The organism is Lewinella sp. W8 (assembly GCF_004375085.3).
Classification (GTDB): domain Bacteria; phylum Bacteroidota; class Bacteroidia; order Chitinophagales; family Saprospiraceae; genus Neolewinella.
In genome coordinates this window covers 94206-115593 of the sequence record NZ_SNAQ03000001.1, presented here as the reverse complement: position 1 = coordinate 115593, position 21388 = coordinate 94206, and the positions used below count along the sequence as shown (strand labels likewise).

Sequence of the window (21388 nt, the reverse complement as noted above, 5' to 3'; positions counted from 1 at the left end):
GGCATCGTAAAACCCTATTCTTCCAGATCAAAAATGGAGTCTGACTCGCCCTGGTCGACGTTGTCGCGCAGGCGATCCATGGCGTCTACGGCCTTGTCGTAAAAGTCGCGGAAGACCGGATAGAGCGACTTACCGCGGTCGATGACGAAGTCGGGCATTTTTTCCAGCAGGGGGTAGGTGATGCTTTTGGCTTTGTGCTCATCGGTGATGATTCGCGTCTGGTCACCGAAGTACACCAAACCGGAAAAGATGAAGACAAAAAAGAGGCCGGAAAGAATGCCCCCGAGGATCTGGTTAATGAAGTTGATGTTGACCGTTTCCAGGAAACTGGTCAGGCCTTTGGCCACAATTTTAAAGAGGACCAGGGTCAGGAAGAAGACCAGAATCACGCCCAGGAGGAAGGAGCCACTTGCCCCGATGGCGGGAAACCACCCCACGAGCTGGTCGCCCATGATGGGACCGAACTTCATGGCCGCCAGCACCCCAAAGACGTAACTCACCAGGGTGAGGACGGTGGCGATGATGCCCTTGCTGTAGCCAATCCAGAAACCGTAGGCGGCAAAAATCAGGCAGATAATATCAATAACCATAAGGCAAAGGTAGAGCTTGTGATCGATTCGGGGCGAGGCCCGCGGCACCGCTAAATGGCGCACTTTCCCCTAAAATACGCCGAATAGATGCCGGCAACCCACAATTTGGCCGTCGTTTAGACGAATGTCAAATAGTTGTCGACCAGCTTAGATTGCTAGGCAAAGGTGGAAGATTTCCGTTTCTTTGCCCTCAGTTTAACAAATCGCCCCAAAACATGATCCGTATTCTCGCCAACGACGGTATCGCACCTAATGGAAAAGCCCAACTCGAAGCCGCCGGTTTTGAGGTGGTCACCGACAAAATCGCCCAGGACGATCTGATGACCGAGCTCAATAACTTTGACGTCATCATCGTCCGCAGCGCCACCAAAGTCCGTAAGGACCTGATCGACGCCAGCCCTAACCTGAAGGCCATTTGCCGCGGGGGCGTTGGCATTGACAACATTGACCACGAGTACGCGGCCTCCAAGGGCATCCCGACCTACAACACGCCGGCGGCTTCCAGCGCCAGCGTGGCCGAGCTGGTCTTCGCCCACTTCTTCAGCCTGAGCCGCAGCGTTCACCGGTCTAACTTCGAGTTGCGGGCGACGGACAGTGACTTCAAAAAGCTGAAGAAAGCCTACGCCGGTGGTCAGGAGTTACGGGGCAAAACCCTCGGCATCCTCGGATTTGGCCGCATTGGGGTGGAAGCAGCCCGGATCGCCCTCGGGCTGGGCATGAAGGTCCTCCCCGTGGACCTCATCAAAGAGGAAGAAACCATCACCCTGGACTTCATGGGTGGCCAGCAGGTGGATATCCACGTACCCGTGGTGAGCATGGACGAGATGCTGGCCCAGGCCGACTACATTACCATCCATGTCCCCGGCGGTGACCTCATCGGGGAGGCCGAACTGGCCAAGATGAAGGACGGCGTAATCCTCGCCAACACCAGTCGTGGTGGCGTAATCAACGAAGCAGCCCTTCTGGCTGCCCTGGAGAGTGGCAAGGTAGCCGGCGCCGCCCTGGACGTATTCGTGGGGGAACCCAATCCTGACCGTGCTCTCCTCGCACACCCCCAAATCAGCGTAACGCCCCACATCGGCGCGGCTACGGGTGAGGCCCAGTACAACATTGGTACGGAACTGGCCGAGAAGATCATCAAGCACTTCGAAGAATAGATTGACGCCAGTTTGGTTCGGGACGGCCAGGCAGCACCGCTGCCTGGCCGTTTTCGTTACAGCAGCTCCCCGGAAAAGCCAAAGGGCAACAAGTCTCCGGCGGAGGAGAAGACGTAGACCGGTCCCGACTCTCCGCGTAAAATGAGACGCATGGGGGTGCGGAAGCGGGTTTCGTGTTCGCGCAATTGCTGACGGCAACTGCCGCAGGGGCTGGCGGGCTCCCGGAGTTCCATACTCGGGGACTTGACGGTAATGGCCATCGCCACGACGGGCATCCCGGGCCGCTGGCTGGCGGCCGCCGCCAGCGTGGCGGGTTCGGCACAAATGCACATCGGATAAGCAGCATTTTCGGTGTTCCAGCCCGTAACGACGGTGCCGTCCTCCAGGCGGGCCGCCGCCGCCACCTTAAAGTTGGAGTAAGGAGAATAACTGTGCGCCAGGGAAGCGGTGGCCGCCGCCAGGAGTTGCTGATCTGCGGCGCTCATGGCTTCCGGGGAAGCGTACTCTTCGTATTGGATGGTATGGGTTGGCATGGGGCTTGGCTTTTCCCGCCGTCAGCTCAACGGGGAAGGAAAGAACGCTCCAACCACAGGTTTTGGTTCATTACCGGATTTTGACTTCCCCGGCAGCGTTGACGAACAGCACGTTGCCGATGTCCTCGTAGCCCCCGAAATAGTCCTTGCCCAGTCGCTTGAGGGCCTCGTCCCGGAAACCGAGAATCACCAGATCCGCCTCGCCCGATTTCTCGGCAATGACGCTGCGGGACTCCGTTTCCCCCTGACGGCAAAGCACGTCAATATTGTTCCGACTGATCGGCAGCTGCCCGGTCTCGATCAGATCGTACAGTTTCTGCTTTTCCTCGTCAAGCTTGCTTTCCTCAAAGACGGCAAAGAGTCGGATTTCGGCGTCCTGCCAGTCCGGGTGGCCGGTCATGATGTAGGCCAGCAAAATCATCAGGTTGGCACTCTCGTAGTGCGCCCGGGTGATCCACACGTGAATACTACGCTTCAGCCCGAAGCCACGCTCCGACAGCCCCAGGATACCGACGTTGAAGTCGACCGATTTGATCAGTTTGAAGTTGTCGATGATGTCCTTCAGGCCATCCTCCTGATTTTTGGAATACTCCAGCAGCAACAGGTTGTTCTCCGTGCCGGCAATGCCGGGGAACTGCACCGTCTGGGCGATGGCCGAGGTGTAGGACGGAGACACGATGGTGTCTACGTAAATTCGGCTATCGGTGGCTTCCGCCATCCGGATGATGCGCTTTTTGATCTCGGCGGCCTCCTCGCTGGATTCGTGGCTCAGGTAACCGTTTACGTAGTGCAGGTAGGTGCCGAATCCGTACTTCTGCGACAACCACCTCAGGAGATCGAAGGCGCCCAGTCGGGTAAAGGTGGCGTCACTGGCGGCAATTACGCTGGGCCGCCAGCTCTTCTTCTCTTCTTTATCCGCCTTCTGCAGGAAAATCTGCAGGCGGCGCGAGAACTGGAAAATCACGCCCTGGAAGATCAACGCCATGCTGCGCTTGTCCGGGTTGCTGTAGGCGATGTACATGTAAAGTACGCCGATCAGAATCAGGGCAATGGTGGCGTAGGTGCTGTTCATGAAGAACATGAGCCCGAAACAGGCCAGGGCACCGAAAAGCGACACGAACCACTTGGAGCGGAAGCGGGGCCGGTAGCTGGGGTCGGCGGCAAAGTGGTTGAGGAAGCTGATCAGACACAGGGATCCGTAGGTCACCATGAAGAACATCGAGATGATCTCCGCGACGCTGTCCAGGGCCCCCAGCATAATGAAGAAGGCCGCCACGACCACCGTGATAAGGCTGGCGTTGTAGGGTTCCTTTTGGGCTCCTTTACCCTTGGCCACCCAGTAATTGAACTTCCGGCCGGGGAAGATGCGGTCCGCCGCAATGGCCTGCAGCGTCCGTGGGGCCACCAGAATGGAGCCCAGGGCGGAGGAGATGGTGGCGGCCGCCAGGCCCAGGGGAATGATCCACCACCCCTGCCAGGCGATATCGGCCATCACCAGGCGGCTGGTGTCGGCCAGCGCCTCGGGCGGTGCCGAGGCGGCGAGCTTCCAGGCCATGAAGAAGTAAATGACCATGCCGCCAATGGTAGCCGCCAGCGTTCCCAGCGGGATGCTCCTCCCCGGATCCCGTAAGTCGCCCGACAGCCCCACGCCCGCCGTCATTCCGGTAAAGGCCGGAAAGATGATGGCGAAGACGGTGAAGAAACTCAGCTGGGGGATTTCCGGGGGCGTATCGACTGGCGTGGGCGGGATGGGTTTGCCCACCACGGTACCGTCCGGCAGTTGGATCGTATCCAGTTGCACGGCTTCTCCGGTTTCTTCTTCGATGATGTGATCGATCGCGGCGGCAGTTTCTTCCACCCCGGCGCTGTAACTGTTGAAAAAATCAACGGAATTATTCTCGCTGTACTCCGTCGTCCCGAGGAAAAAGGCAATCAGGGCCATGGCCAAGGTAGCCACCACGGTGTAAAGCACTTTAACCCCCAGATCAGCTCCCTTGGACAAAATGACCAGCGTCAGTAGCAAAAGGGCGGGAATACCGATGGTTTGGGGCTGCGCCAGCAGCCAGTCGGCCCAGGGCAGCAGGTTATTACTACCGCGGATCCACTCAATCAGCGGACGAAAGGCCTCCGTAAAGGCCATGATGTAGAAGGCCACCGAAATGGCCTGGGACATGAACAGAGCAATCCCGATGGTGGAACCGATGACGAGTCCGAAGCTGCGGGAAATGATGTAATATTCCCCTCCCCCTTCTACTTTCTGGTTCGTGGCGATCTCGGCGATGGCCATGGCCGTAGGAATCGTTACGGCGTGCCCGATCAGGATGATGGCGATGGTCCCCGCCAGGCCCACCATGCCCACCGCAAAGCCAAAGCGGAGGAACATGATCGCACCCAGAATGGTACTGATGGCGGTGAAGAAAACCGGCGCCGTGCCGAATTTTTGCTTTTCCATATTGGGGAGTATAGGGTTGCGAAGGTACGCAGACTGGAGGATTAGACTGGGCCTTTCCCCGTCGGTCACCCGGAGCGGAGCGGTTTTTTAATTGGACATTCTCCGCGGCCGGAAACCTCGTTGGCAATACCCAGCTAAGGCCGATGCCATTAAGTCGCAGGGCGCGGTGCGCCGGTGCCGGGCGATCGGTTGGAGCAATGACCGGACGGATTACTCAAATACCAAAAAAGAAACTGGCCCCAACCATTTGCCGCCAGTACTTAAAATTTTCAAAGTCCTTGGTCAAATGAAGGGTAACCTTCAAATTGGGTCCCGGAACAGCTTCCTGCCCCATGCTTAGTAAACGCTTCAAAGTTCGCAGTGCCCTCGCCTCCGCCCTGCTGGAAATACTCATCATCATTGTCGGCATTCTGTTGTCCCTGTGGATCAGCAACCTGTTCCAACGGAATCAGGAAAACCGGCAGGAGACGGCATACCTACGCAACATCGAGCGGGACCTGCAACGCGACCTCGTACAACTCCAAACGGACCTTGCTCAGCGTCAAGCACAACTTCAGGCCGCCAATACGATACTCCAGGCCCTGGAAGCGCCCGATGATGCTCAGATAAATACCATCGTAGAGAATATCCCCCAACTCATGTTCACCGTGCGTTTCAGCTCCTCTCAGGCCACTTTCACCACGCTGGAAAGTACTGGACACCTATCGTGGATTCGCAACGACTCCATCGTCAGCGGCCTGACGGACCTCTACAACAACAGCTACGAAAGTATCCACCACAACAACGATGACGTTTCCGGTTTTCGGGACAACTTCTTACTTCCCCTGGTCATCGAAAATTTTGATTTTCGGAGCGTGGTGGATCCAGAGTACCGCCCGGAGGCCAGCTCCGTAAAACCCGTGGGGGCGCTTTACAACCACCTGGTTTATGAGACCATGACCCTCCAATCCACCGTGAACATGTACCGCGAGGTGATCGCGGAAGTAGAAGCCCTCCTGACGATGGTCAGCACTACGTTAGAACGATAACGTCCGGGCCGGGTCAGGGGGCCAAAGAGGCATCGGGAGCACCGCAAATTGTGTACCTTAGCGGCGCTAAAAACAAGATTATGCCCACCACGCAAACCAAACAATTCACCAAGAAGGAGGACTTTCATCAGGCCAGCCGGGAAGATCGCTTTCAGTTTCACGATTACTACCTGGTAGAAGACCTGCTCGAGGATGACCACAAGCTGGCCCGGGCGGCCGTCCGCGACTGGGTTAAGTCGGAGGTAAGCCCCATCATCGAAGACGCCGCGATGCGCGGCGAATGCCCCACGCATTTGTTCAGGGGGCTGGCCGAGATCGGGGCGTTCGGCCCCAGCCTTCCTGTGGAATACGGTGGCGGCGGAATGGACGAAATCGCCTACGGCGTCATCATGCAGGAACTGGAGCGCGGCGACAGTGGACTGCGGTCCATGGCCTCGGTACAGGGCAGCCTGGTGATGTACCCCATCTACAAATACGCCAACGAAGCCACCAAGCGCAAGTACCTGCCCAAGCTGGGGAGCGGAGAGTTCATCGGTTGCTTCGGCCTCACGGAACCCAACGCCGGTTCCGACCCCGCCTCCATGCTGACCAACATCGTCGATGACGGCGATGCCTACATCCTCAACGGAGCCAAAATGTGGATCAGCAACAGTCCGGTAGCCGACCTGGCCGTTGTCTGGGCCCGGGACGAGGAAGGAAAAATCCGTGGCATGGTGGTGGACGCCGACAGCCCCGGCTTCAGCGCCCCCGAGATTCACGGCAAGTGGAGCCTGCGGGCCAGCGTAACCGGTGAGCTGGTCTTCGAGGACGTTCGCGTCCCCAAGGAGAATGTCTTCCCCGACATCAAGAGTATGCGCGGCCCCCTGAGCTGCCTCAACAAGGCCCGCTACGGCATCGCCTGGGGCGCCATTGGCGCGGCCCTGGACTGCTATGACTCCGCCCTGCGCTACAGCCTTGAGCGGGAGCAATTCGGCAAGCCCATCGGACAGTTCCAGCTTACCCAGAAAAAGCTGGCCGAAATGATCACCGAGATCACCAAAGCCCAGCTCCTCGCCTGGCGGCTCGGCACCCTCGCCAACCGCGGGGAAGCCACCCCGGCCCAAATTTCCATGGCCAAACGGAATAACGTGAACATGGCCCTGGAAATCGCCCGCGAAGCCCGGCAAATCCACGGCGGCATGGGTATCACCAGCGAGTACCCCGTCATGCGCCACATGATCAATCTGGAAACGGTGCTCACCTACGAGGGTACCCACGACATTCACCTCCTCATTACCGGACACGACGTCACCGGACTGAACGGCTTCGCCTAAAACGGGAGAATGATTGCTCAAAAGATCCCGGGTGACCAGCTGTTCACCCGGGATTTTTAGTTTTTACCCCCTCGGTGGGGTCAGGAGCAAACACTTTAATTCCACCATCCGTTGCAAAAAGAAAAAACCTTATGCCCATCTTACAGAGCAGTCCCTACGATACCCTGACCGACGCCATCAACGAGCTACAGGCAAAAGGATACGATCAGGACTTCAATCAGAAGGAAAACTGTCTTGAGTGCAAAGCCCTGAAGAAAGAATTCCAACCCGAAGACTTCACCATCGTCCACACCTATCGGTTTGAGGGGATGAGCAGCGCCGGAGACAACTCGGTCCTTTACGCCATTGAGGCCAGCGACGGCACCAAAGGTTTGCTGGTGGATGCTTACGGGGTCTACGCCGACTCTCTGAGCCCGGAAATGATTGAAAAATTCCGGGTGGAATACCAGGATCCAGACCAGGTTTAGGCCCCCTAAAGCGTCGAAAACTATCGGGGAAGCTAACCGTTTAATGTTTAGACATTAAATGCATTATCATGGATTATCGGAGTGTTGCCCACATCCTTCCCGCCGAAGCACTCGACATGGGAGGCACCACCGTTCATCAGCCGCTTCCCACCCAGCGGGTGGAGCAGATTGACCCCTTTCTGCTACTGCACCACTTTGGCCCCTTCGAGGTGAGCGACGGGCGCCCACCCCTGGACGTAGCGCCCCACCCCCACCGGGGTTTCGAGCCCATCACCTTCCTGTATTCCGGAGGTTTACGCCATCGGGACAGCCGGAACAATACCGGCTATCTATCCGATGGCGACGTGCAGTGGATGACTGCGGGGATGGGCATCATCCACAGTGAACGCGCCTCCAAAGAGTTCCTTGAACGGGGAGGGAAGATGGAAGGCATCCAGCTTTGGGTCAACCTTGCTCCGGAGCACAAAATGGTGCAACCCCGATACCAGGACATCAAGGCAGACGCCATTCCCAGCGTGGAGCTCTCTCCGGGAGCCACGGTGAAGGTGGTGGCGGGACAGTTAGGGGAGTCGAAGGGACCCGCGCAAACTTACCGTCCGATAAACGCCTGGCAATTAACCCTCCGGGCCAACGCCACCGTCGACCTCCCGATTCCTACTGACCATAACCTGGGCGTGTATTTGCTAGACGGCGAGGTCCGGCTCAACGACAACTTCAATTACTCCGGTCGTACCCTACTCCATTTCCGACGCGACGGAGCGGGAATTCGCCTGACGGGTGTTGCCGACGAAACCAGAATACTGGTTCTGTCCGGCCGGCCAATTGGTGCCCCGGTAACCAGCTATGGCCCCTTCGTGATGAACAACCAGACGGAGATCATGGAAGCCATGCGGGACTACCAAATGGGGAAAATGGGCTTTTACATTGAAGAATAATTTTTTTACCGTCAGGCAGCGAAGCCTAATTAAGCTACGTTTCAAGAATAGTTTTGATGATGAAAGTATCTACAGCCTCACTTTATTCTCACTAGTACTGAAACACAGGCTGTTTACGAAAAAGGTCGAAAGCAAATGATTTGCTTTCGACCTTTCTTTTTTCCTGGATTGGAAAACTTATCGGCGCGAACCCCTAGTCACTGCTGAGCACCGACAATAAGCGCAGCACTTCAATGTAGAGCCACACCAGGGTCACGATCAACCCCATTGCGCAGAACCACTCCATGTACTTGGGCGCGCGGGCGGCGGCCGCCCGGTCGATCATGTCAAAGTCCAGCAGGAGGTTCAGCGTAGCAATCCCGATGATGAACAGGCTGATACCGATGCCGATCAGGCCGCCTTCGTGCAGGAAGGGCAGGGACATCCCGAAGAAGCTGAGTCCGATGTTGAGTAGGTAGACCAACATAATCGCTCCGGTGGCCATCATGATTCCCGTCCGGAACTTCCGGGTGACCTTGATCATGCCGGACTTGTAGACGAAGAGCATCATGAAGAGCAGTGCCAGGGTGAGCAGCACGGCCTGAAAAACAATGCCCGCACCGAAGCCGACAGCATAAATGGCCGTCACACTTCCCACGAAGAGTCCCTCCAGCAGGGCGTAGATGGGAGCCAGGGTGGGCGACATCGCCGGTTTGAAGGCCATGATCAGAACCAGGACCAGTCCACCAATGGCTCCGGACCAGAGCAAAATTGAACTGGGGTAGAAGAAGGAATAAACCGAGGTGGCCAGTAACATCAGCCCCATGAGAAAGGTCTTGTTAACGGCACCGTTGACGGTCATCGCCGTATCGTCGGCACGCTGGATGAAGCTTCCGTCCAGGCTTTCCGGATTGGGTTGACTGGCCTTGAAGAGTTTTTCCTCCTGAAGAATAGGGTTACTTGATTTCTTGAATCGATCAGTAAATGACATAAACAGTAATTGGTGTTAGTACCCAACCCGCGGGGAAGCCCCCCGGTTGAGCGTAAGGTTGATAGGTCAGGTTAAAGGAAGTACTGGACGGCCAGCTCGTAGCCCCGCAGTCCGAAGCCCACGATAATGCCTTCGGCCTTCGCGGAAAGATAGCTGTGGTGCCGGAATTCTTCCCGCTGGTGGACGTTGCTGATGTGGACCTCAATCACCGGCGTTTCGATGGCGGCGATGGCGTCGGCCAGCGCAATACTCGTATGGGTCAGTGCACCCGCGTTGAGAATAATTCCGTCGTAGTCGAAGCCCACTTCGTGGAGCTTGTCCAGCAAGTGCCCCTCGTGATTACTCTGGAAATAGGAAAGGTCAACGTCGGCGTCGACAAATTTCCCCCGCAAATGAATCATGAAGTCCTCGAAGGTATCCTCTCCGTAGATTTCTGGTTCCCGGCGTCCCAGCAAATTCAGGTTCGGCCCGTTGATGATGATTACGCGTAATGGCATAGGGTAAAGATAGTTCGTTAGTCTGTTGGTTGGTTAGTCTGTTGGTCTATTAGTTCGTTAGTCTGTTGGTCTGTTAGTTCGTTAGTCTGTGTGGTGCGCACTAGAGTTGTGATAACCTAGCGCATTAAAGATATGCCAACTCTCAACTCGGTCGCCAAACGGTGGCGATAAACTCTCCATCAGCCAAGTGGCGAGCCACTAGTCGTTCAAGAATCTGACCTGCTGCATCTGATACTATCCAGACGGGTTTGCCCATTTTGGTAATTAGTCCGATCCGTACCTGTTTTCCTCGGTTATGCCCGCCCACCTGGTATCGCTTACCTAGTAGACCAATCTGGCCATGGGCTGCCACGCGCCGAACAAATGTGAATCGACCAAGGTAAACGTAGGCTTTTCGTAAGCAGAAGCTTCTGGCATCGTATCTCCTTGTATTGCTGGCAAGTTTCGGGAAAGCCGCTAGGCGAGTCTGCCCTTGGCATACTCGGGTTTTGTACCGCTCGCGCTGAATGATAACGGCTTCGTCGAGAGCTTGCTGAAAAGTGGCCAGATCGGCGCAATTCCCTGCCGGTGCCCAGCGGCTGGTCGTTCCTTGGTTACGTTCAACTTTAGCGTTCTGTGTGGGGCTGCGGGGTTTGTTGAAGATCAGTCGACAACCCAGAGCGGCGAGTACGAAGGCAGCTGGCGTGACGGTGTCTAAGTCCGGACTTCCAAAAGGGCGGCCATTGTCGAAACGAAAGCATTTGATGAACCCCCATCGATGCATGACGTATAGGCAAGTTTGGAAGACCTCAAAGGCAGGAACTTCACTTATACGGCCGTAGGGGGAAAGCGAAAGCGTCCAGTTCGCTTCCCGTAGCTTCATCTACGTAGTTCAGATAACAACATGGTCGACCGTCGGCGGTATGCAATCGCTCTTTGGCGTCGACTTGCACACATTCCAAAGGCTGACGAGCCCACCCCGATTCATCACGTGGACGACGCGTCTTTTGGGGTTGTAATCCACCTCGCTTAAAGACATACTGCAGTTGTCGCTCCTTGGGAAGCGCCTGACCAGGAAATTCCTCGGCAAGTTGGAGCAGGATGTAACCAGCTCCAAGCAAATTGTTTTCGCCTTTCATTTCAACAGCCCGCTCATAAATACGCGAGTCGTAGGTTGCCTTACGTCCGCAGTTTTGATAGTTGGTAGACAGGGCCGATCGCCCCTGAGCTAAATAGGCTTTGATCAACTTACAGACTGAGCCATAGCTGACACCCAACTTGGCAGCTATGGCACGCCGGTTCATACCCTTCTCAAAAAAGGAGACCATCTGCTCTCGAGTAGCAAGGCTATGGGGCATCATCAATTTTGACCCTAAAGTTAGTATATCTTTGATGCGATTAGAAGTAATAGAACTCTAGTGCGCACCACATCTGTTAGTCTGTTAGTCTGTTAGTTCGTTGGTCGGTTAGTCTGGTGGTGGGTGGGAAGGGGTTGGGTAGTACCTTCGCATCATGGTTCGCCAGTTTTTTCGCGTGGCCGTTTTGCAGCTAAGCCTCAACCTGATCGTTAAGGGTGTTTACCTGTTCGGGATTGACCGGGTGGTGCAGAACGTGCTGCCGGAAGAAGACTATGGCCTCTACTTTGCGCTGCTGGGATTCGGAATGTTACTCCAAGTGATCGCCGATTTTGGTTTGCAGCTCTACAACAGTCGGATGCTGAGCGGCCACCGACAATTACTGGCCAAGTATTTCCCGTATTTCGTGGGGCTGAAAATCATCCTGGGCCTGCTCTTTTTCGGGGCCCTGTTGCTGCTGGGACTCGTGCTCGGATACCGGGAGGAAGCCCTGCTGCTGTTGATCATCGCCGGGGGCGTGCAGTTGATGAACAGCCTGGTGCTTTATCTTCGGTCGAACCTCTCCGGGCTGGGGCGGTTCCGCCTCGATGGCTGGTTCAGCATCGCCGATAAGAGCATCATGATTGTGGGGGTCGGGGGGATGCTGCTGTTGGCTCCCGGGCAGCTCACCATCTGGCATTTTGCCGGTTGGCAGTTGTTTTCCTGGGCGATCACCGCAGGTGCCTTGCTGATCGTACTGAGGGGCAAACTCACGGGTATCTGGCCTAAATTTCACTGGGCCACTTTCCGCGTATTGCTCCGCGGGGGTGCCCCTTACGCCCTCGCCGTATTCCTGGCTACTGCCTACACCCGGGCCGATGCCGTGATGATCGAACGGCTCCTCGTGGAGGGAGCAGAAGCCGCGGCCCACTACGCCGCCGGGTACCGCCTCCTGGATGCCATGAATATGTTTGGCTGGCTCCTGGCCGGATTACTCCTGCCGATGTACGCGCGGATGTACGTCCGCCAGGAAGACTGGAAGCCCCTGCTGCGGTTCAGCACTCGCCTCCTCGTTTCGACGGCCCTGATCATTGCCGTTCCGCTGGCTTTTTACGCCGCGCCGGTCGTTGAACTACTCTACGACTTCGCCGAAGCCCGCACCGGTCACATTCTGGTGTTTTTGTCGCTGAGCTTCGTGGCGCAATGCCTCAATTACGCCTATGGTGCCCTCCTGAGTGGTACCGCCCTGATCGGAAGAATGAACCGCATCTTCGCCCTGGGCATCGCCTTCAACGTTGTGGGTAACCTGCTCCTGCTGCCGCACTACGGTGCCACCGGCGCCGCCATGGCCACCCTGGCTACCCAGGGGCTGATCGCCCTGACCCAGGCCGTCCTCGCCCACCGATGGCTTGACGTAGCGGCGGGCCTGGTGGGCTGGCCCAAAATATTGCTCCTTGCCCTCATCCTTGGCACCTGCGGCCTCGCCCTGATGTATCTGGACTGGCCCTGGCTACTCGAAGCGACGATGATGGGCATTCTCGGACTCGCGTTTGCCCTGCAAACCCGGCTCATTGACCTGGAGGGCACCCGAAAACTTATGGGCGAAGGCCCGTAATCACCGGTCGTTCCGGGCACTCCCGTAGAAAAAAATCGTTTCGCTCCGCACCAAGCGCGAAAGCGCCAGCAGGGCCACCAGGATCGCTCCGCCCCAGGCGGTATACCGAACCATGGGGTAGCCGGCCTGCTCCACCCCAATGGCCGCTAATGCCCAGGCGACGGTCAGGCCATACACACCATCATCTTTAAGGGTTAGCCAGATGCCGATCCCCGACAACACCAACAGTAGAATGGCCGCAAGAGCCGTGCCCGTCTCTGTGGGTAAAGACACTCCCAATTCCTGCAGCCCCAGGGCCATGGCAATTACCGTTGCTGCGGACACCCAGCCCAGGTAAATGGAAGGTGCAGCGTATATCCATCCGGTACGTATCGCTCCTTGGGCACGATGCGCCCGCAGAGCACGATTGGCCGCGATGAGAGCCACCAGGTGCCACAACAGATTAATGGCGGTCAAGAGTTGAATATTGGTAAAACTAACCGGGACAAACGCAATACTCGCCAGCCCCGCCACAAAAAGGAATACGTATGCCTGACGCAGCGCCGGGCTGTGCCGAGACTCCTTAAACTGAAACAGACTAAAGGCAATCATGCCCAGAAAGATGATGCCCCAAATGGCAAACGCCTCTCCGGTCGCATCCACCAGGGTATCCGGATCGTCTTCAAAACGATTCTCCCATTCCAAAAAAATGAAGGGTAAATAATTGACCAGGACAACGGCCAGGAAAGTAAGTAATAAGACAACCTTCCAGGTACGGTGATCGGGGCTTTTGCTGAGGGACATAATGGGTGTAGATAAGAGAGACCTTCGTAGGTGGGCTCAGGGTGTTTCTTGATCTGGTCAAAGCAAATTTGGTATCCGGGGTTAAGTGGCTAACGGCACGGACAAGCTTCGGTTCGCAGACTGCTCTCTTTTCTATGTTAAGTTTTTCAGGAAGGTCCCGGAAGCCTGGGATTCCGAAATTGTCCGCTGATCGTAAACAGTTATTTATTGTTGCAACCGAATAGCCCTCCCGTCGTTTACGGGGAGTAATCACCTTACAACATGCACGTACAAAAACACTTTGGCAAAAAGGGGGTCCTGCTGGTCAACCTCGGTACTCCTGATGCTCCCACCCGGGGAGCCGTCAATCGTTATCTGGGACAATTTCTTACCGACGGTCGGGTAATCGATAGTCTCCCCGGTCCGGCCCGGCAGCTGCTGGTGCGCGGTATCATTGCTCCCGTTCGCTCCGGCCTCGTCAATCCGTTTGCGCTGGGCGGCTCCACGAAATTGTACAAGGAGCTGTGGACGGAAAACGGTAGTCCGCTGAAGTATTACGGTGAGGTGCTCACGGAAAGGGTTGCCGCGGAGCTGGGTGATGAGTACGCGGTAAGGTTGGCGATGCGTTACCAAAGCCCCAGTATTGAATCGGCCCTTGATGAGCTGCTAGCCGAGCAAGTCTCGTCCATCACCATTTTCCCACTCTTCCCCCAGTACGCCAGCGCTACGACCGGCAGCGTACACCAGGAGGTGATGCGGATTCTTTCCCGTAAGGAGACCATCCCCAACGTCAACCTGATCAACAGCTACTACGAGCATCCGGCCATGATCAAGGTATTCGCCGACAATGCCCGGGAGATGGGTGATCTGGACCAGTACGACCACATCATCTTCAGCTACCACGGACTGCCCCAGCGGCAACTCAAGAAAGCGGACAACTGTAATCACTGCTACGTGCAGCAGGATTGCTGCAGCACCATCGGCCGGGTCAACCAGTTTTGCTACTCTGCCCAGTGCCACGCAACGACCCGGGCCATCGCCCGGGAGCTGGGGCTTCCCCAGGACCGGTACACGACCAGCTTCCAGAGCCGACTCGGCTTCGATGACTGGGCCAAACCCTACACCATTGACGTCCTGGAAGAATGGGCCAAGGAAAAAAACGCCAAAAAGCTGCTGTGCTTCAGCCCCGCCTTCGTGGCGGACTGCCTCGAAACCACCATCGAAATCGGCCTCGAGTATCAGGAAGAATTTGAGGAATGGGGCGGGGAGCACATTGATCTGGTACCCAGTCTGAACGACGATCCCCGGTGGGTCGGTGCGGTAACGGACATGATTCGCGCGGAGACAACCGAAACCGTTGCTGGATGAGCAAGAGCTTGTTTGGAATTTAATAATCGACCTCCAGTTGGCCTTTTTTAGCGCTAGTTTCGTTGGGAAAATCCTCATTTAGCGCTGCTAAACTCCGGTTTTCCCGCCTCGCTACCACTAAAAAATTCTCAAATTCGGCCAGATGACCAAAATCCAAACAAGCTCTAAACGATATTTCGTCACCGGCATCCATACCGGTATCGGGAAGACCGTCACCAGTGCATTTTTGAGGGCCTGCCTGGACGCCCACTACTGGAAACCCATTCAGGCCGGCGACCTGGACGAAACCGACAGTGACCGGGTGCAGTACTGGAGTGGCGCGGCCGACCACCAGATCGTTCCCGGCACCCACGCCCTGCAGACGCCCGCCAGTCCGCACTACGCCGCCCGGGTAGACGGGGTGGAAATTTCCCTGACGGATTTCACCCTGCCCGATCACCCGGAAGCGCCCCTGATCGTAGAGGGAGCCGGTGGTCTTCTGGTGCCCATCAACGAGCAAGAGACCATCACCGATCTGATTGTCCATCTGGAGCTTCCCGTAGTCCTCGTTTCGCGGCACTACCTCGGCAGCATTAACCACACCATGCTGAGCATTGATCTGCTGCGCCGCCGGGGCATTCCGATTGCGGGGCTGATCTACAGCGGTGGCAACAACCCGGAAACCGTACGCATCATTGAGGCCCAAACGGGCCTCGCGCCCCTGGTAGAACTACCAGAACTGGAGGAGGTGACCCCGGAAGTCATTGCCCGGCTGGTGGATGAACTTGGCGCAATTGTGCGCGAATCGCTGGGCTAGTATTGACTCCGGAACGCCTACTCCCCTTTTCTTTCCGAAGGGGATGGGGCTACGGAAGCCATCACGCGCTTGAAGACCGACTTGGTAAACCGGACGAATTCTTCCCGTTTCCGGTCGTATCCGACCCACCGGTACTGGTTGCCGTAGGGGCAACTGGGGGCTCCGGGGGCGTCCCCCGGCAGCAGGGAGTAGCGCTCCGGGCGATCCAGATAGGTGGCCATATCCACTTTCCGCATCAGGAGGGCCGGTAGGTTACCTTACACTTCCGGCACAGCAATTGCCCTTCACTACGGTGCAGAACGATCCCGGTCAGATGTTTGGTGGCGTAATCCTGCACCCAACCCACGTCTTCGTCCTTGTGGTTGGCGTCCAGGCCGCGGTTCCTTACGGCATCGTAGAATTGTCCGCCGTATTCCGCCCTCCCCCAGCAGTTCGGGCATAAGCCGTCCGGAACTCCGGAACGGGAGGAAGCGGAAGATTTGCGGGCGATTCGGAGCAGGGATTTTACGAAGGTCATGGGAATTTGGTTAGGGAATCCTTTCGGGGATTCGGGGTGAGCAGATACCGAAAGATAGGCGGGGCCTGGTATGCAGATCAACCCGTTCGACCGCGGGAGGTTATAAATTCGACCAGTATTCTCCCCGAAGCGTCGGATCGCGTCAGTTAGGGCCAGGAACACCGACTTTATCCAGGCTGTCCTGTGAATTAATCATCTGGCAATCAAGCCCTTGAATTTTCCAGTAGCGGCAGGAAATTTCCTGCCGCTACCGTTTGCCCCACTAAACTGTCGCGATTCCGCAGGAATCGCTGATGAAACCTTGCGAAACAGTCTACGACTATATCCCACGCATTCTCCGTGCGAAGCCCACAGATACTTAAGAATCTCCCCTTTCAACCCGGTCGGCCGGAAGGTGGCCGCGAGCTGATTTTACGCTAACTAACGCTCCGGGAATTACCTTTGCCGCCATGCCCCCCAAAGTGCTCATCATCCGCTTCTCATCCATCGGGGATATCGTGCTCACCACCCCGGTCATCCGCGGGGTAAAACAGCAGGCCGGTGCTGAGGTCCACTTCCTGACCAAGGCCAGCTTCGCGGCCGTGCTGAAGGGCAATCCTCATCTGGACCGAGTCTGGACCATCAAAAAAGACATCAGTGAAATCGCCGCTGAATTGGTCCGGGAAAACTATGACTACCTCATTGACCTGCACGGGAACCTGCGGAGTCTGGAGGTAAAGACCCGGCTCCTTGTGCACGCGCTCCGGCACCTGCGGCCACGCCCCCGTACGGCTACGTTCAACAAGCTGAATTTTCGCAAATTTCTGCTTACCCGCCTGGGCATCAATCGGATGCCCGATCTCCACATCGTGGATCGCTACCTGGCGGCTGCGGCCAGGCTGGGCGTACGGAAAGACGGGCACGGACTGGATTATTTTATTGCCTCCGAGGATGAGGTCCACCCGGAAGAAGTGGGGCTCCCCCCGCATTATCTTGCCTTCGTCATTGGGGCGGCCCACGCCACCAAACGGCTTTCCGAGGAGCAAATGGCCACCGTTTGCCGGGAATTTCCGGCCCCGGTCGTGCTGCTTGGCGGTCCGGCGGAAGCGGCCCTTGGTGAGCGGCTGGCGGAGGGAAATGACCACGTCCACAACGCCTGCGGAAAATTTTCCCTGGGAGGCTCCGCGGACCTCGTCCGCCAGGCCCAGGTCGTTTTGACCCACGATACGGGACTGATGCACATCGCGGCGGCCTTCCGCAAACCCATCATCAGCGTCTGGGGGAATACCGTTCCGGACCTGGGGATGTACCCCTATCTTCCCGGAGCCGAAGCGGAGGAAAAAGAGCGGCGGCAGGAAATCACTGGATTGTCCTGCCGCCCGTGCTCAAAAATTGGTTTTCAGGCGTGCCCCAAGGGGCACTTCCGGTGCATTCTGGACCAAAGTCCGGCCGACCTGGTGGCCGCCGCCCGGGCCCTGCTGCCTAATGCACTACCGTAAATTTTTTACTCTCCGATAAGCGGTCACCTTCCAGCCGCAAGAGGTAGCTGCCGGCCGGCAGCTGAGACACTTTGACCGACCAGGAGGTGCCGGAAAAATTACCGGCCTGCAGTTCCCTTCCCGTCAGGTCCAGGACCTGATACTGAATCGTACCCGCATCCGCGGGCGTACGGATTTCCAGCTGATCGTCTACCGGATTCGGGTAAATACGTAAACCCTCTTCTTCCAGAAGCGAGCTACCCGGTGCCGGAAGCTGTTCTTCCCCAAGGCAGGGGCCACCTTCGGACAGGTTGACGTCGCGGAAGTAGCTGTTGCCGTCCCGGCTGCCGACGTCATGATCGGCGGCAAAGAACAGGTAGGTGGCCTCTCCTTCGTAGTACTGACCGACCGGAATTTCGTAGTATTCCCACTCTCCGCTGCCGTCGTAACTGCTGAAGTCTCCGATTCCCCAGCTCTGGGTACCGTACAGGCGGAAGGTCAGGTTGGAAGAGATCACCATATTATCGTCGAGGCCGATACCGTGCACTTCGCCCTTCCTGGTGGATTTAAACCAGAAGGAGAGCCACGTATCCGGAGTTACGGTATAGGGGTACTCAACCGCTTTCCAGGCATTGTTCCGGAGCACGAGAATCTCTCCGTCCTCCTGTATTTCGGCCGAACCCGCATCCTGGTTGGTGCCGTAGGACATGACGGGTTCCTTCTCGAAGTTGATCGTCAGGCAGTTGCTATCGTCTACCGGCGGAATATCCGGCAGGCAGAAATCGACAATGTCCAGGGTATCAAAGGTGCCACCGCTTCCCAGGATGGTTCCCGTAGAGTCGGTCAACTCGAAGCTACCGTTACCGTATTCACAGCAGATGCCATCGTTGTCACTGTCGCGGATGGTGAACAGGTAGCAGCCGTCGGAGACACAAATCGTATCCCGGATCACCCGTCCTTTTTGCTTTTTGGGGTATGGTCCTCCAGTGGCCAGTACCGCTCCGCCTTCGGCCCGTAAATCCCAGGTGGTTTCCATTCCGAAATCATCGAGCGTCAGTTTAAGGTAGACCGTTTGTGCGTCGCAAACGATGGCCGGCTCGTCATCATCGTCGTCATCCTCCCCGTCGTCACCGCCACCATTATCGGGGGGCGAGGCGCAGGAAGCCTGGACGCAGTCCTGAGCGGCGGCCACCCGGTTTTGAATCACGGCCGTCGGCTGATCGCCAAAACCGAGTTCAAAATTGATACCCACCGGCGTCAGATGGCAATAGGACATGATCGTTCCCCCGGAAGCCGGAATGCCCGGCGTTCCGCAGAAACCTTCCGTCCATCCCGGGCATCCGTCGATGGCGGTATTGTTCCCGTTCCAGACGCAGGCGTGGGTGTGCTGGCTGCCCAGCAGGTGGCCCAGCTCGTGGGCAATGACCATGGTGGACCAGCTGTACAGCGGCACCGAAAGGAAATTGGGGTGAATACTGGAGAAGCTCATCCGCGCCGAAGAGAAGGGGTGGCACAATCCGTCCAGGACCGCAATACCGCCACTGGCCTGGTAGCTGACCAGCTGCGCCAGATCCCCGTTGAAGGAGGTGCGGTTGGACTGGAACTGGGTCAGCATGGCGCTGCTGGAGGTGCCGAAGTAGGGGCTGGGCTGGTCCCAGACCAGCAGTTCGCTGATCTCCAGATTGACGTTGATTTCATCGTAGAGGATGGACACTTCGTTGAAGTTGGCCACGACGTGAGCCGCCGCGGCGGCGATGCTTCCCTTGTCAAAGAAGATGTCGTAGTCCACTTCAAAAAACACCTCCACGCAGCCTCCGGTGTTTTTGGCTTCGGAGGTTTGCAGTTCCTTATCCGAGTAGCCAATGCCACTGTCCGGGGTTGCGCAGTCCAGTTCCTGCCGGTCCTGCAGCTGCCGGTCCGGGAAGAGCACGTAGAGCGTCTCGGTGGCACTTTTTTGTTGGGTTCGCAATCGTCCCAGGGCCAGTCGTTCCCGCCCGGGCTGGCTGATGGTGGCGGTAACTTCTTCCTCCAGCAAGCTCAGGGCTACCCGGCTTCCGGGAACGCCCACCACTTCGCCCACGTAGTGGTGGCCGAGGAAGGTTCGCGGATCAACCGGAGCGCCGGAGGCCGCGCGCAGCCGGAAGCCCGACGCCAGAAAGTGATTGGGGCGTAGCCGCAGGTGCAGAGCCGGTTGGTCCGGCAGAGCACTAGGAAGGAGCATCTCCCATTCTTCGGGAGAAGCCGCAAGCAATGATGAATAGTGTTCCGGGTTGACGCTGAGTAAGCTAAATTCTCCTAATTCTTCCCGGAGTACCGGATCGGCTTTTTTCTGCTCGGAGAGCCGGAAAATATCACCGGGGTCGGAGAACTTGGTTTTACTTTCAATTTGAGAGAACACTGTGTTAAACAGGAGTACCAAAAGGGTACTCAAAAAAACGTGTCGAGAGTACATAAGAACGAGAGTAACAATGACACGGCCTTTGGGACAGCCGTGCTAAGTTAGGAAATAGCTGGCTACCACTCCCGGGGGGAAGTGCAATTCCGAACCTCCAGAAATGGGGGTATCGTCCACCGAAAGACCGGTGCCAGCAATGCAGCAGTGATGGTGTGGCGGGGGAAGGTACCAGCTTACTGGCTACGGGGAAGAACGTAGCAAAACCAATATGTTCAGCGGGAATTGTCGGGATAAAGGCCTACGAGAAGCAGCCCGTTTTATGTGTTTTCATCCTGTGTTCAAAGCAGTCGTCTCCTGGGGATCGCGAACATAACGTGAGCATTTAAAGCCTAGTTTGTCTTTTCTATTTCGTTTACGGAGCGGTAATAAAAAGGGTAGAAACGGGAAGCCAAATTCGCCCCAAAAGAAAGCCGCCGTCACGAATCTTCTTCGTGACGGCGGCCAGAAATGTTTTTATTCCGAAGGGCTTATTCCCGATCAAACTTCAGCTCCTGAAGGACAATCGAGTTACCTTTTTTAGCAACGTATATGTAAACGCGGAAGGAACCTTTCGCGGTGGCCAGCTTACCAATGCAGTACTCCGCATCGTTGGCCTTGGAGGCACCCTGGTGAACCTTCCCGAAGCTGGTCGGGCTGAAATTACCGAAGAACTCCCGGAGCTGTGCTCCCGCCGCTTCGCGGCTGTAGATGTCCTCCTGGTCCAGGATGGTGAGTTCGACTTCCGTATCCATCACGGCTATCAGTTCGGAGACCTTGCCGCCGCCAATGGCGCGACAAACATCATCCAGCCCAACGGGTGCCTGCGTGGAAGCCGGCAGGACGGGGCCAAGAATAGCCAGGCAAAGAAAAATTATGGATTTCATGGGAATATCATTTATGCCAAGTGAGTGCGTAGTGACCACCTCTCCAGTTGTCCGGGAGTTGTGGTGTGCGGCTAAATCTCTGTTTATTAGACGTATCCGCACACAAATGTCACGTACGTATGGACAATAGAACGCCCCCATTGTGATGGGGATTGCTAAATTTTAGTTAAGACTTGTCCGGAAACCAACCAAAAAAACCGGTCCGATGCCCCCCCGCCGGGCTGGACAAGGCCAGCCAATCCGGCATTTTCTCCGTAAAAACGCCCTTCCTTGGGGGGCAAAACCTTCCCCACACCACCA

At 56.7% G+C, this 21388-nt stretch carries 20 protein-coding genes; 9 read left to right on the top strand and 11 right to left on the bottom strand.

Going from position 1 to position 21388, the window contains the following annotated elements:
- Positions 1-14: 14 nt before the first annotated feature.
- Complete coding sequence (locus E1J53_RS00485; protein WP_134270019.1) at positions 15-590, bottom strand: CvpA family protein; 576 nt, start codon at positions 588-590, stop codon at positions 15-17.
- Positions 591-805: 215 nt separating this feature from the next.
- Between E1J53_RS00485 and E1J53_RS00480 the strand changes: the two genes are divergently transcribed.
- Positions 806-1747 carry a D-2-hydroxyacid dehydrogenase gene (locus E1J53_RS00480; protein WP_154640107.1) on the top strand — a complete coding sequence of 314 codons (942 nt, stop codon included), beginning with the start codon at positions 806-808 and terminating at the stop codon, positions 1745-1747.
- Positions 1748-1803: 56 nt separating this feature from the next.
- Here the strand turns inward: E1J53_RS00480 and E1J53_RS00475 are convergent, their stop codons facing one another.
- Both E1J53_RS00475 and E1J53_RS00470 read right to left on the bottom strand, forming a co-directional pair.
- The gene (locus tag E1J53_RS00475) at positions 1804-2280 is read right to left on the bottom strand and encodes a cytidine deaminase (RefSeq protein ID WP_134270018.1); all 477 of its coding nucleotides are present in this window, start codon (positions 2278-2280) and stop codon (positions 1804-1806) included.
- A gap of 70 nt (positions 2281-2350) precedes the next feature.
- A complete protein-coding gene (locus E1J53_RS00470; protein WP_134270017.1) occupies positions 2351-4732 on the bottom strand; it encodes an amino acid permease in 2382 nt (793 codons plus the stop codon).
- 332 nt (positions 4733-5064) lie between these two features.
- Here E1J53_RS00470 and E1J53_RS00465 point away from each other — a divergent pair, with 332 nt between their 5' ends.
- The 4 genes from E1J53_RS00465 (at position 5065) to E1J53_RS00450 (ending at position 8475) form a co-directional block, all read left to right on the top strand.
- Complete coding sequence (locus E1J53_RS00465) at positions 5065-5760, top strand: DUF6090 family protein (RefSeq protein WP_134270016.1); 696 nt, start codon at positions 5065-5067, stop codon at positions 5758-5760.
- Between the two features lie 80 nt (positions 5761-5840).
- Entirely contained in the window at positions 5841-7073 is a 1233-nt protein-coding gene (locus E1J53_RS00460) for an acyl-CoA dehydrogenase family protein (protein ID WP_134270015.1), read from the top strand.
- Positions 7074-7204: 131 nt separating this feature from the next.
- A complete protein-coding gene (locus tag E1J53_RS00455) occupies positions 7205-7540 on the top strand; it encodes a phosphoribosylpyrophosphate synthetase (RefSeq protein WP_134270014.1) in 336 nt (111 codons plus the stop codon).
- A 68-nt stretch (positions 7541-7608) separates the two neighbouring features.
- Positions 7609-8475 (top strand): pirin family protein, encoded by an 867-nt coding sequence (locus E1J53_RS00450; RefSeq protein ID WP_134270013.1) that lies wholly within the window; start codon positions 7609-7611, stop codon positions 8473-8475.
- Between the two features lie 193 nt (positions 8476-8668).
- Here E1J53_RS00450 and E1J53_RS00445 read toward each other — a convergent pair whose 3' ends face one another.
- The 3 genes from E1J53_RS00445 to E1J53_RS00435 form a co-directional block, all read right to left on the bottom strand.
- Positions 8669-9445, bottom strand: coding sequence for a Bax inhibitor-1/YccA family protein (locus tag E1J53_RS00445; protein ID WP_134270012.1), 777 nt, complete (start codon positions 9443-9445; stop codon positions 8669-8671).
- Positions 9446-9516: 71 nt separating this feature from the next.
- Positions 9517-9942 (bottom strand): type II 3-dehydroquinate dehydratase, encoded by a 426-nt coding sequence (gene aroQ, locus E1J53_RS00440; protein WP_134270011.1) that lies wholly within the window; start codon positions 9940-9942, stop codon positions 9517-9519.
- An 803-nt stretch (positions 9943-10745) separates the two neighbouring features.
- Positions 10746-11282: a helix-turn-helix domain-containing protein gene (locus tag E1J53_RS00435; RefSeq protein WP_134270010.1), complete on the bottom strand. Its 537-nt coding sequence runs from the start codon at positions 11280-11282 to the stop codon at positions 10746-10748.
- 151 nt (positions 11283-11433) lie between these two features.
- Here E1J53_RS00435 and E1J53_RS00430 point away from each other — a divergent pair, with 151 nt between their 5' ends.
- Entirely contained in the window at positions 11434-12870 is a 1437-nt protein-coding gene (locus tag E1J53_RS00430) for an oligosaccharide flippase family protein (protein ID WP_134270009.1), read from the top strand.
- On the opposite strand, the gene E1J53_RS00425 is transcribed toward E1J53_RS00430, so the two are convergent.
- On the bottom strand, positions 12871-13653 hold the full coding sequence (locus E1J53_RS00425) for a hypothetical protein (RefSeq protein ID WP_134270008.1): 783 nt from the start codon (positions 13651-13653) through the stop codon (positions 12871-12873).
- Between the two features lie 261 nt (positions 13654-13914).
- Here E1J53_RS00425 and hemH point away from each other — a divergent pair, with 261 nt between their 5' ends.
- Both hemH and bioD read left to right on the top strand, forming a co-directional pair.
- Complete coding sequence (gene hemH / locus E1J53_RS00420) at positions 13915-15000, top strand: ferrochelatase (protein WP_134270007.1); 1086 nt, start codon at positions 13915-13917, stop codon at positions 14998-15000.
- A 142-nt stretch (positions 15001-15142) separates the two neighbouring features.
- The gene (gene bioD / locus E1J53_RS00415) at positions 15143-15796 is read left to right on the top strand and encodes a dethiobiotin synthase (protein WP_134270006.1); all 654 of its coding nucleotides are present in this window, start codon (positions 15143-15145) and stop codon (positions 15794-15796) included.
- A gap of 17 nt (positions 15797-15813) precedes the next feature.
- Here the strand turns inward: bioD and E1J53_RS00410 are convergent, their stop codons facing one another.
- Both E1J53_RS00410 and E1J53_RS00405 read right to left on the bottom strand, forming a co-directional pair.
- Positions 15814-16032 (bottom strand): hypothetical protein, encoded by a 219-nt coding sequence (locus E1J53_RS00410; RefSeq protein ID WP_134270005.1) that lies wholly within the window; start codon positions 16030-16032, stop codon positions 15814-15816.
- Entirely contained in the window at positions 16032-16313 is a 282-nt protein-coding gene (locus tag E1J53_RS00405) for a hypothetical protein (RefSeq protein ID WP_134270004.1), read from the bottom strand. Before E1J53_RS00405 ends, E1J53_RS00410 begins: the two co-directional genes overlap by 1 nt.
- A gap of 449 nt (positions 16314-16762) precedes the next feature.
- Between E1J53_RS00405 and E1J53_RS00400 the strand changes: the two genes are divergently transcribed.
- Positions 16763-17791 (top strand): glycosyltransferase family 9 protein, encoded by a 1029-nt coding sequence (locus E1J53_RS00400; protein ID WP_134270003.1) that lies wholly within the window; start codon positions 16763-16765, stop codon positions 17789-17791.
- On the opposite strand, the gene E1J53_RS00395 is transcribed toward E1J53_RS00400, so the two are convergent.
- Positions 17775-20168, bottom strand: coding sequence for a M12 family metallo-peptidase (locus E1J53_RS00395; protein ID WP_173021315.1), 2394 nt, complete (start codon positions 20166-20168; stop codon positions 17775-17777). The genes E1J53_RS00400 and E1J53_RS00395 overlap by 17 nt on opposite strands.
- A 524-nt stretch (positions 20169-20692) precedes the next feature.
- The gene (locus tag E1J53_RS00390; protein ID WP_173021314.1) at positions 20693-21088 is read right to left on the bottom strand and encodes a DUF4783 domain-containing protein; all 396 of its coding nucleotides are present in this window, start codon (positions 21086-21088) and stop codon (positions 20693-20695) included.
- Positions 21089-21388: the final 300 nt, after the last annotated feature.

Excerpts from the sequence above, each read along its gene's own strand:
- E1J53_RS00485 (WP_134270019.1), bottom strand. The coding sequence starts at position 590 with ATGGTTATTGATATTATCTGCCTGATTTTTGCCGCCTACGGTTTCTGG.
- E1J53_RS00480 (WP_154640107.1), top strand. The coding sequence starts at position 806 with ATGATCCGTATTCTCGCCAACGACGGTATCGCACCTAATGGAAAAGCC.
- E1J53_RS00475 (WP_134270018.1), bottom strand. The coding sequence starts at position 2,280 with ATGCCAACCCATACCATCCAATACGAAGAGTACGCTTCCCCGGAAGCC.
- E1J53_RS00470 (WP_134270017.1), bottom strand. The coding sequence starts at position 4,732 with ATGGAAAAGCAAAAATTCGGCACGGCGCCGGTTTTCTTCACCGCCATC.
- E1J53_RS00465 (WP_134270016.1), top strand. The coding sequence starts at position 5,065 with ATGCTTAGTAAACGCTTCAAAGTTCGCAGTGCCCTCGCCTCCGCCCTG.
- E1J53_RS00460 (WP_134270015.1), top strand. The coding sequence starts at position 5,841 with ATGCCCACCACGCAAACCAAACAATTCACCAAGAAGGAGGACTTTCAT.
- E1J53_RS00455 (WP_134270014.1), top strand. The coding sequence starts at position 7,205 with ATGCCCATCTTACAGAGCAGTCCCTACGATACCCTGACCGACGCCATC.
- E1J53_RS00450 (WP_134270013.1), top strand. The coding sequence starts at position 7,609 with ATGGATTATCGGAGTGTTGCCCACATCCTTCCCGCCGAAGCACTCGAC.
- E1J53_RS00445 (WP_134270012.1), bottom strand. The coding sequence starts at position 9,445 with ATGTCATTTACTGATCGATTCAAGAAATCAAGTAACCCTATTCTTCAG.
- aroQ (WP_134270011.1), bottom strand. The coding sequence starts at position 9,942 with ATGCCATTACGCGTAATCATCATCAACGGGCCGAACCTGAATTTGCTG.
- E1J53_RS00435 (WP_134270010.1), bottom strand. The coding sequence starts at position 11,282 with ATGATGCCCCATAGCCTTGCTACTCGAGAGCAGATGGTCTCCTTTTTT.
- E1J53_RS00430 (WP_134270009.1), top strand. The coding sequence starts at position 11,434 with ATGGTTCGCCAGTTTTTTCGCGTGGCCGTTTTGCAGCTAAGCCTCAAC.
- E1J53_RS00425 (WP_134270008.1), bottom strand. The coding sequence starts at position 13,653 with ATGTCCCTCAGCAAAAGCCCCGATCACCGTACCTGGAAGGTTGTCTTA.
- hemH (WP_134270007.1), top strand. The coding sequence starts at position 13,915 with ATGCACGTACAAAAACACTTTGGCAAAAAGGGGGTCCTGCTGGTCAAC.
- bioD (WP_134270006.1), top strand. The coding sequence starts at position 15,143 with ATGACCAAAATCCAAACAAGCTCTAAACGATATTTCGTCACCGGCATC.
- E1J53_RS00410 (WP_134270005.1), bottom strand. The coding sequence starts at position 16,032 with ATGCGGAAAGTGGATATGGCCACCTATCTGGATCGCCCGGAGCGCTAC.
- E1J53_RS00405 (WP_134270004.1), bottom strand. The coding sequence starts at position 16,313 with ATGACCTTCGTAAAATCCCTGCTCCGAATCGCCCGCAAATCTTCCGCT.
- E1J53_RS00400 (WP_134270003.1), top strand. The coding sequence starts at position 16,763 with ATGCCCCCCAAAGTGCTCATCATCCGCTTCTCATCCATCGGGGATATC.
- E1J53_RS00390 (WP_173021314.1), bottom strand. The coding sequence starts at position 21,088 with ATGAAATCCATAATTTTTCTTTGCCTGGCTATTCTTGGCCCCGTCCTG.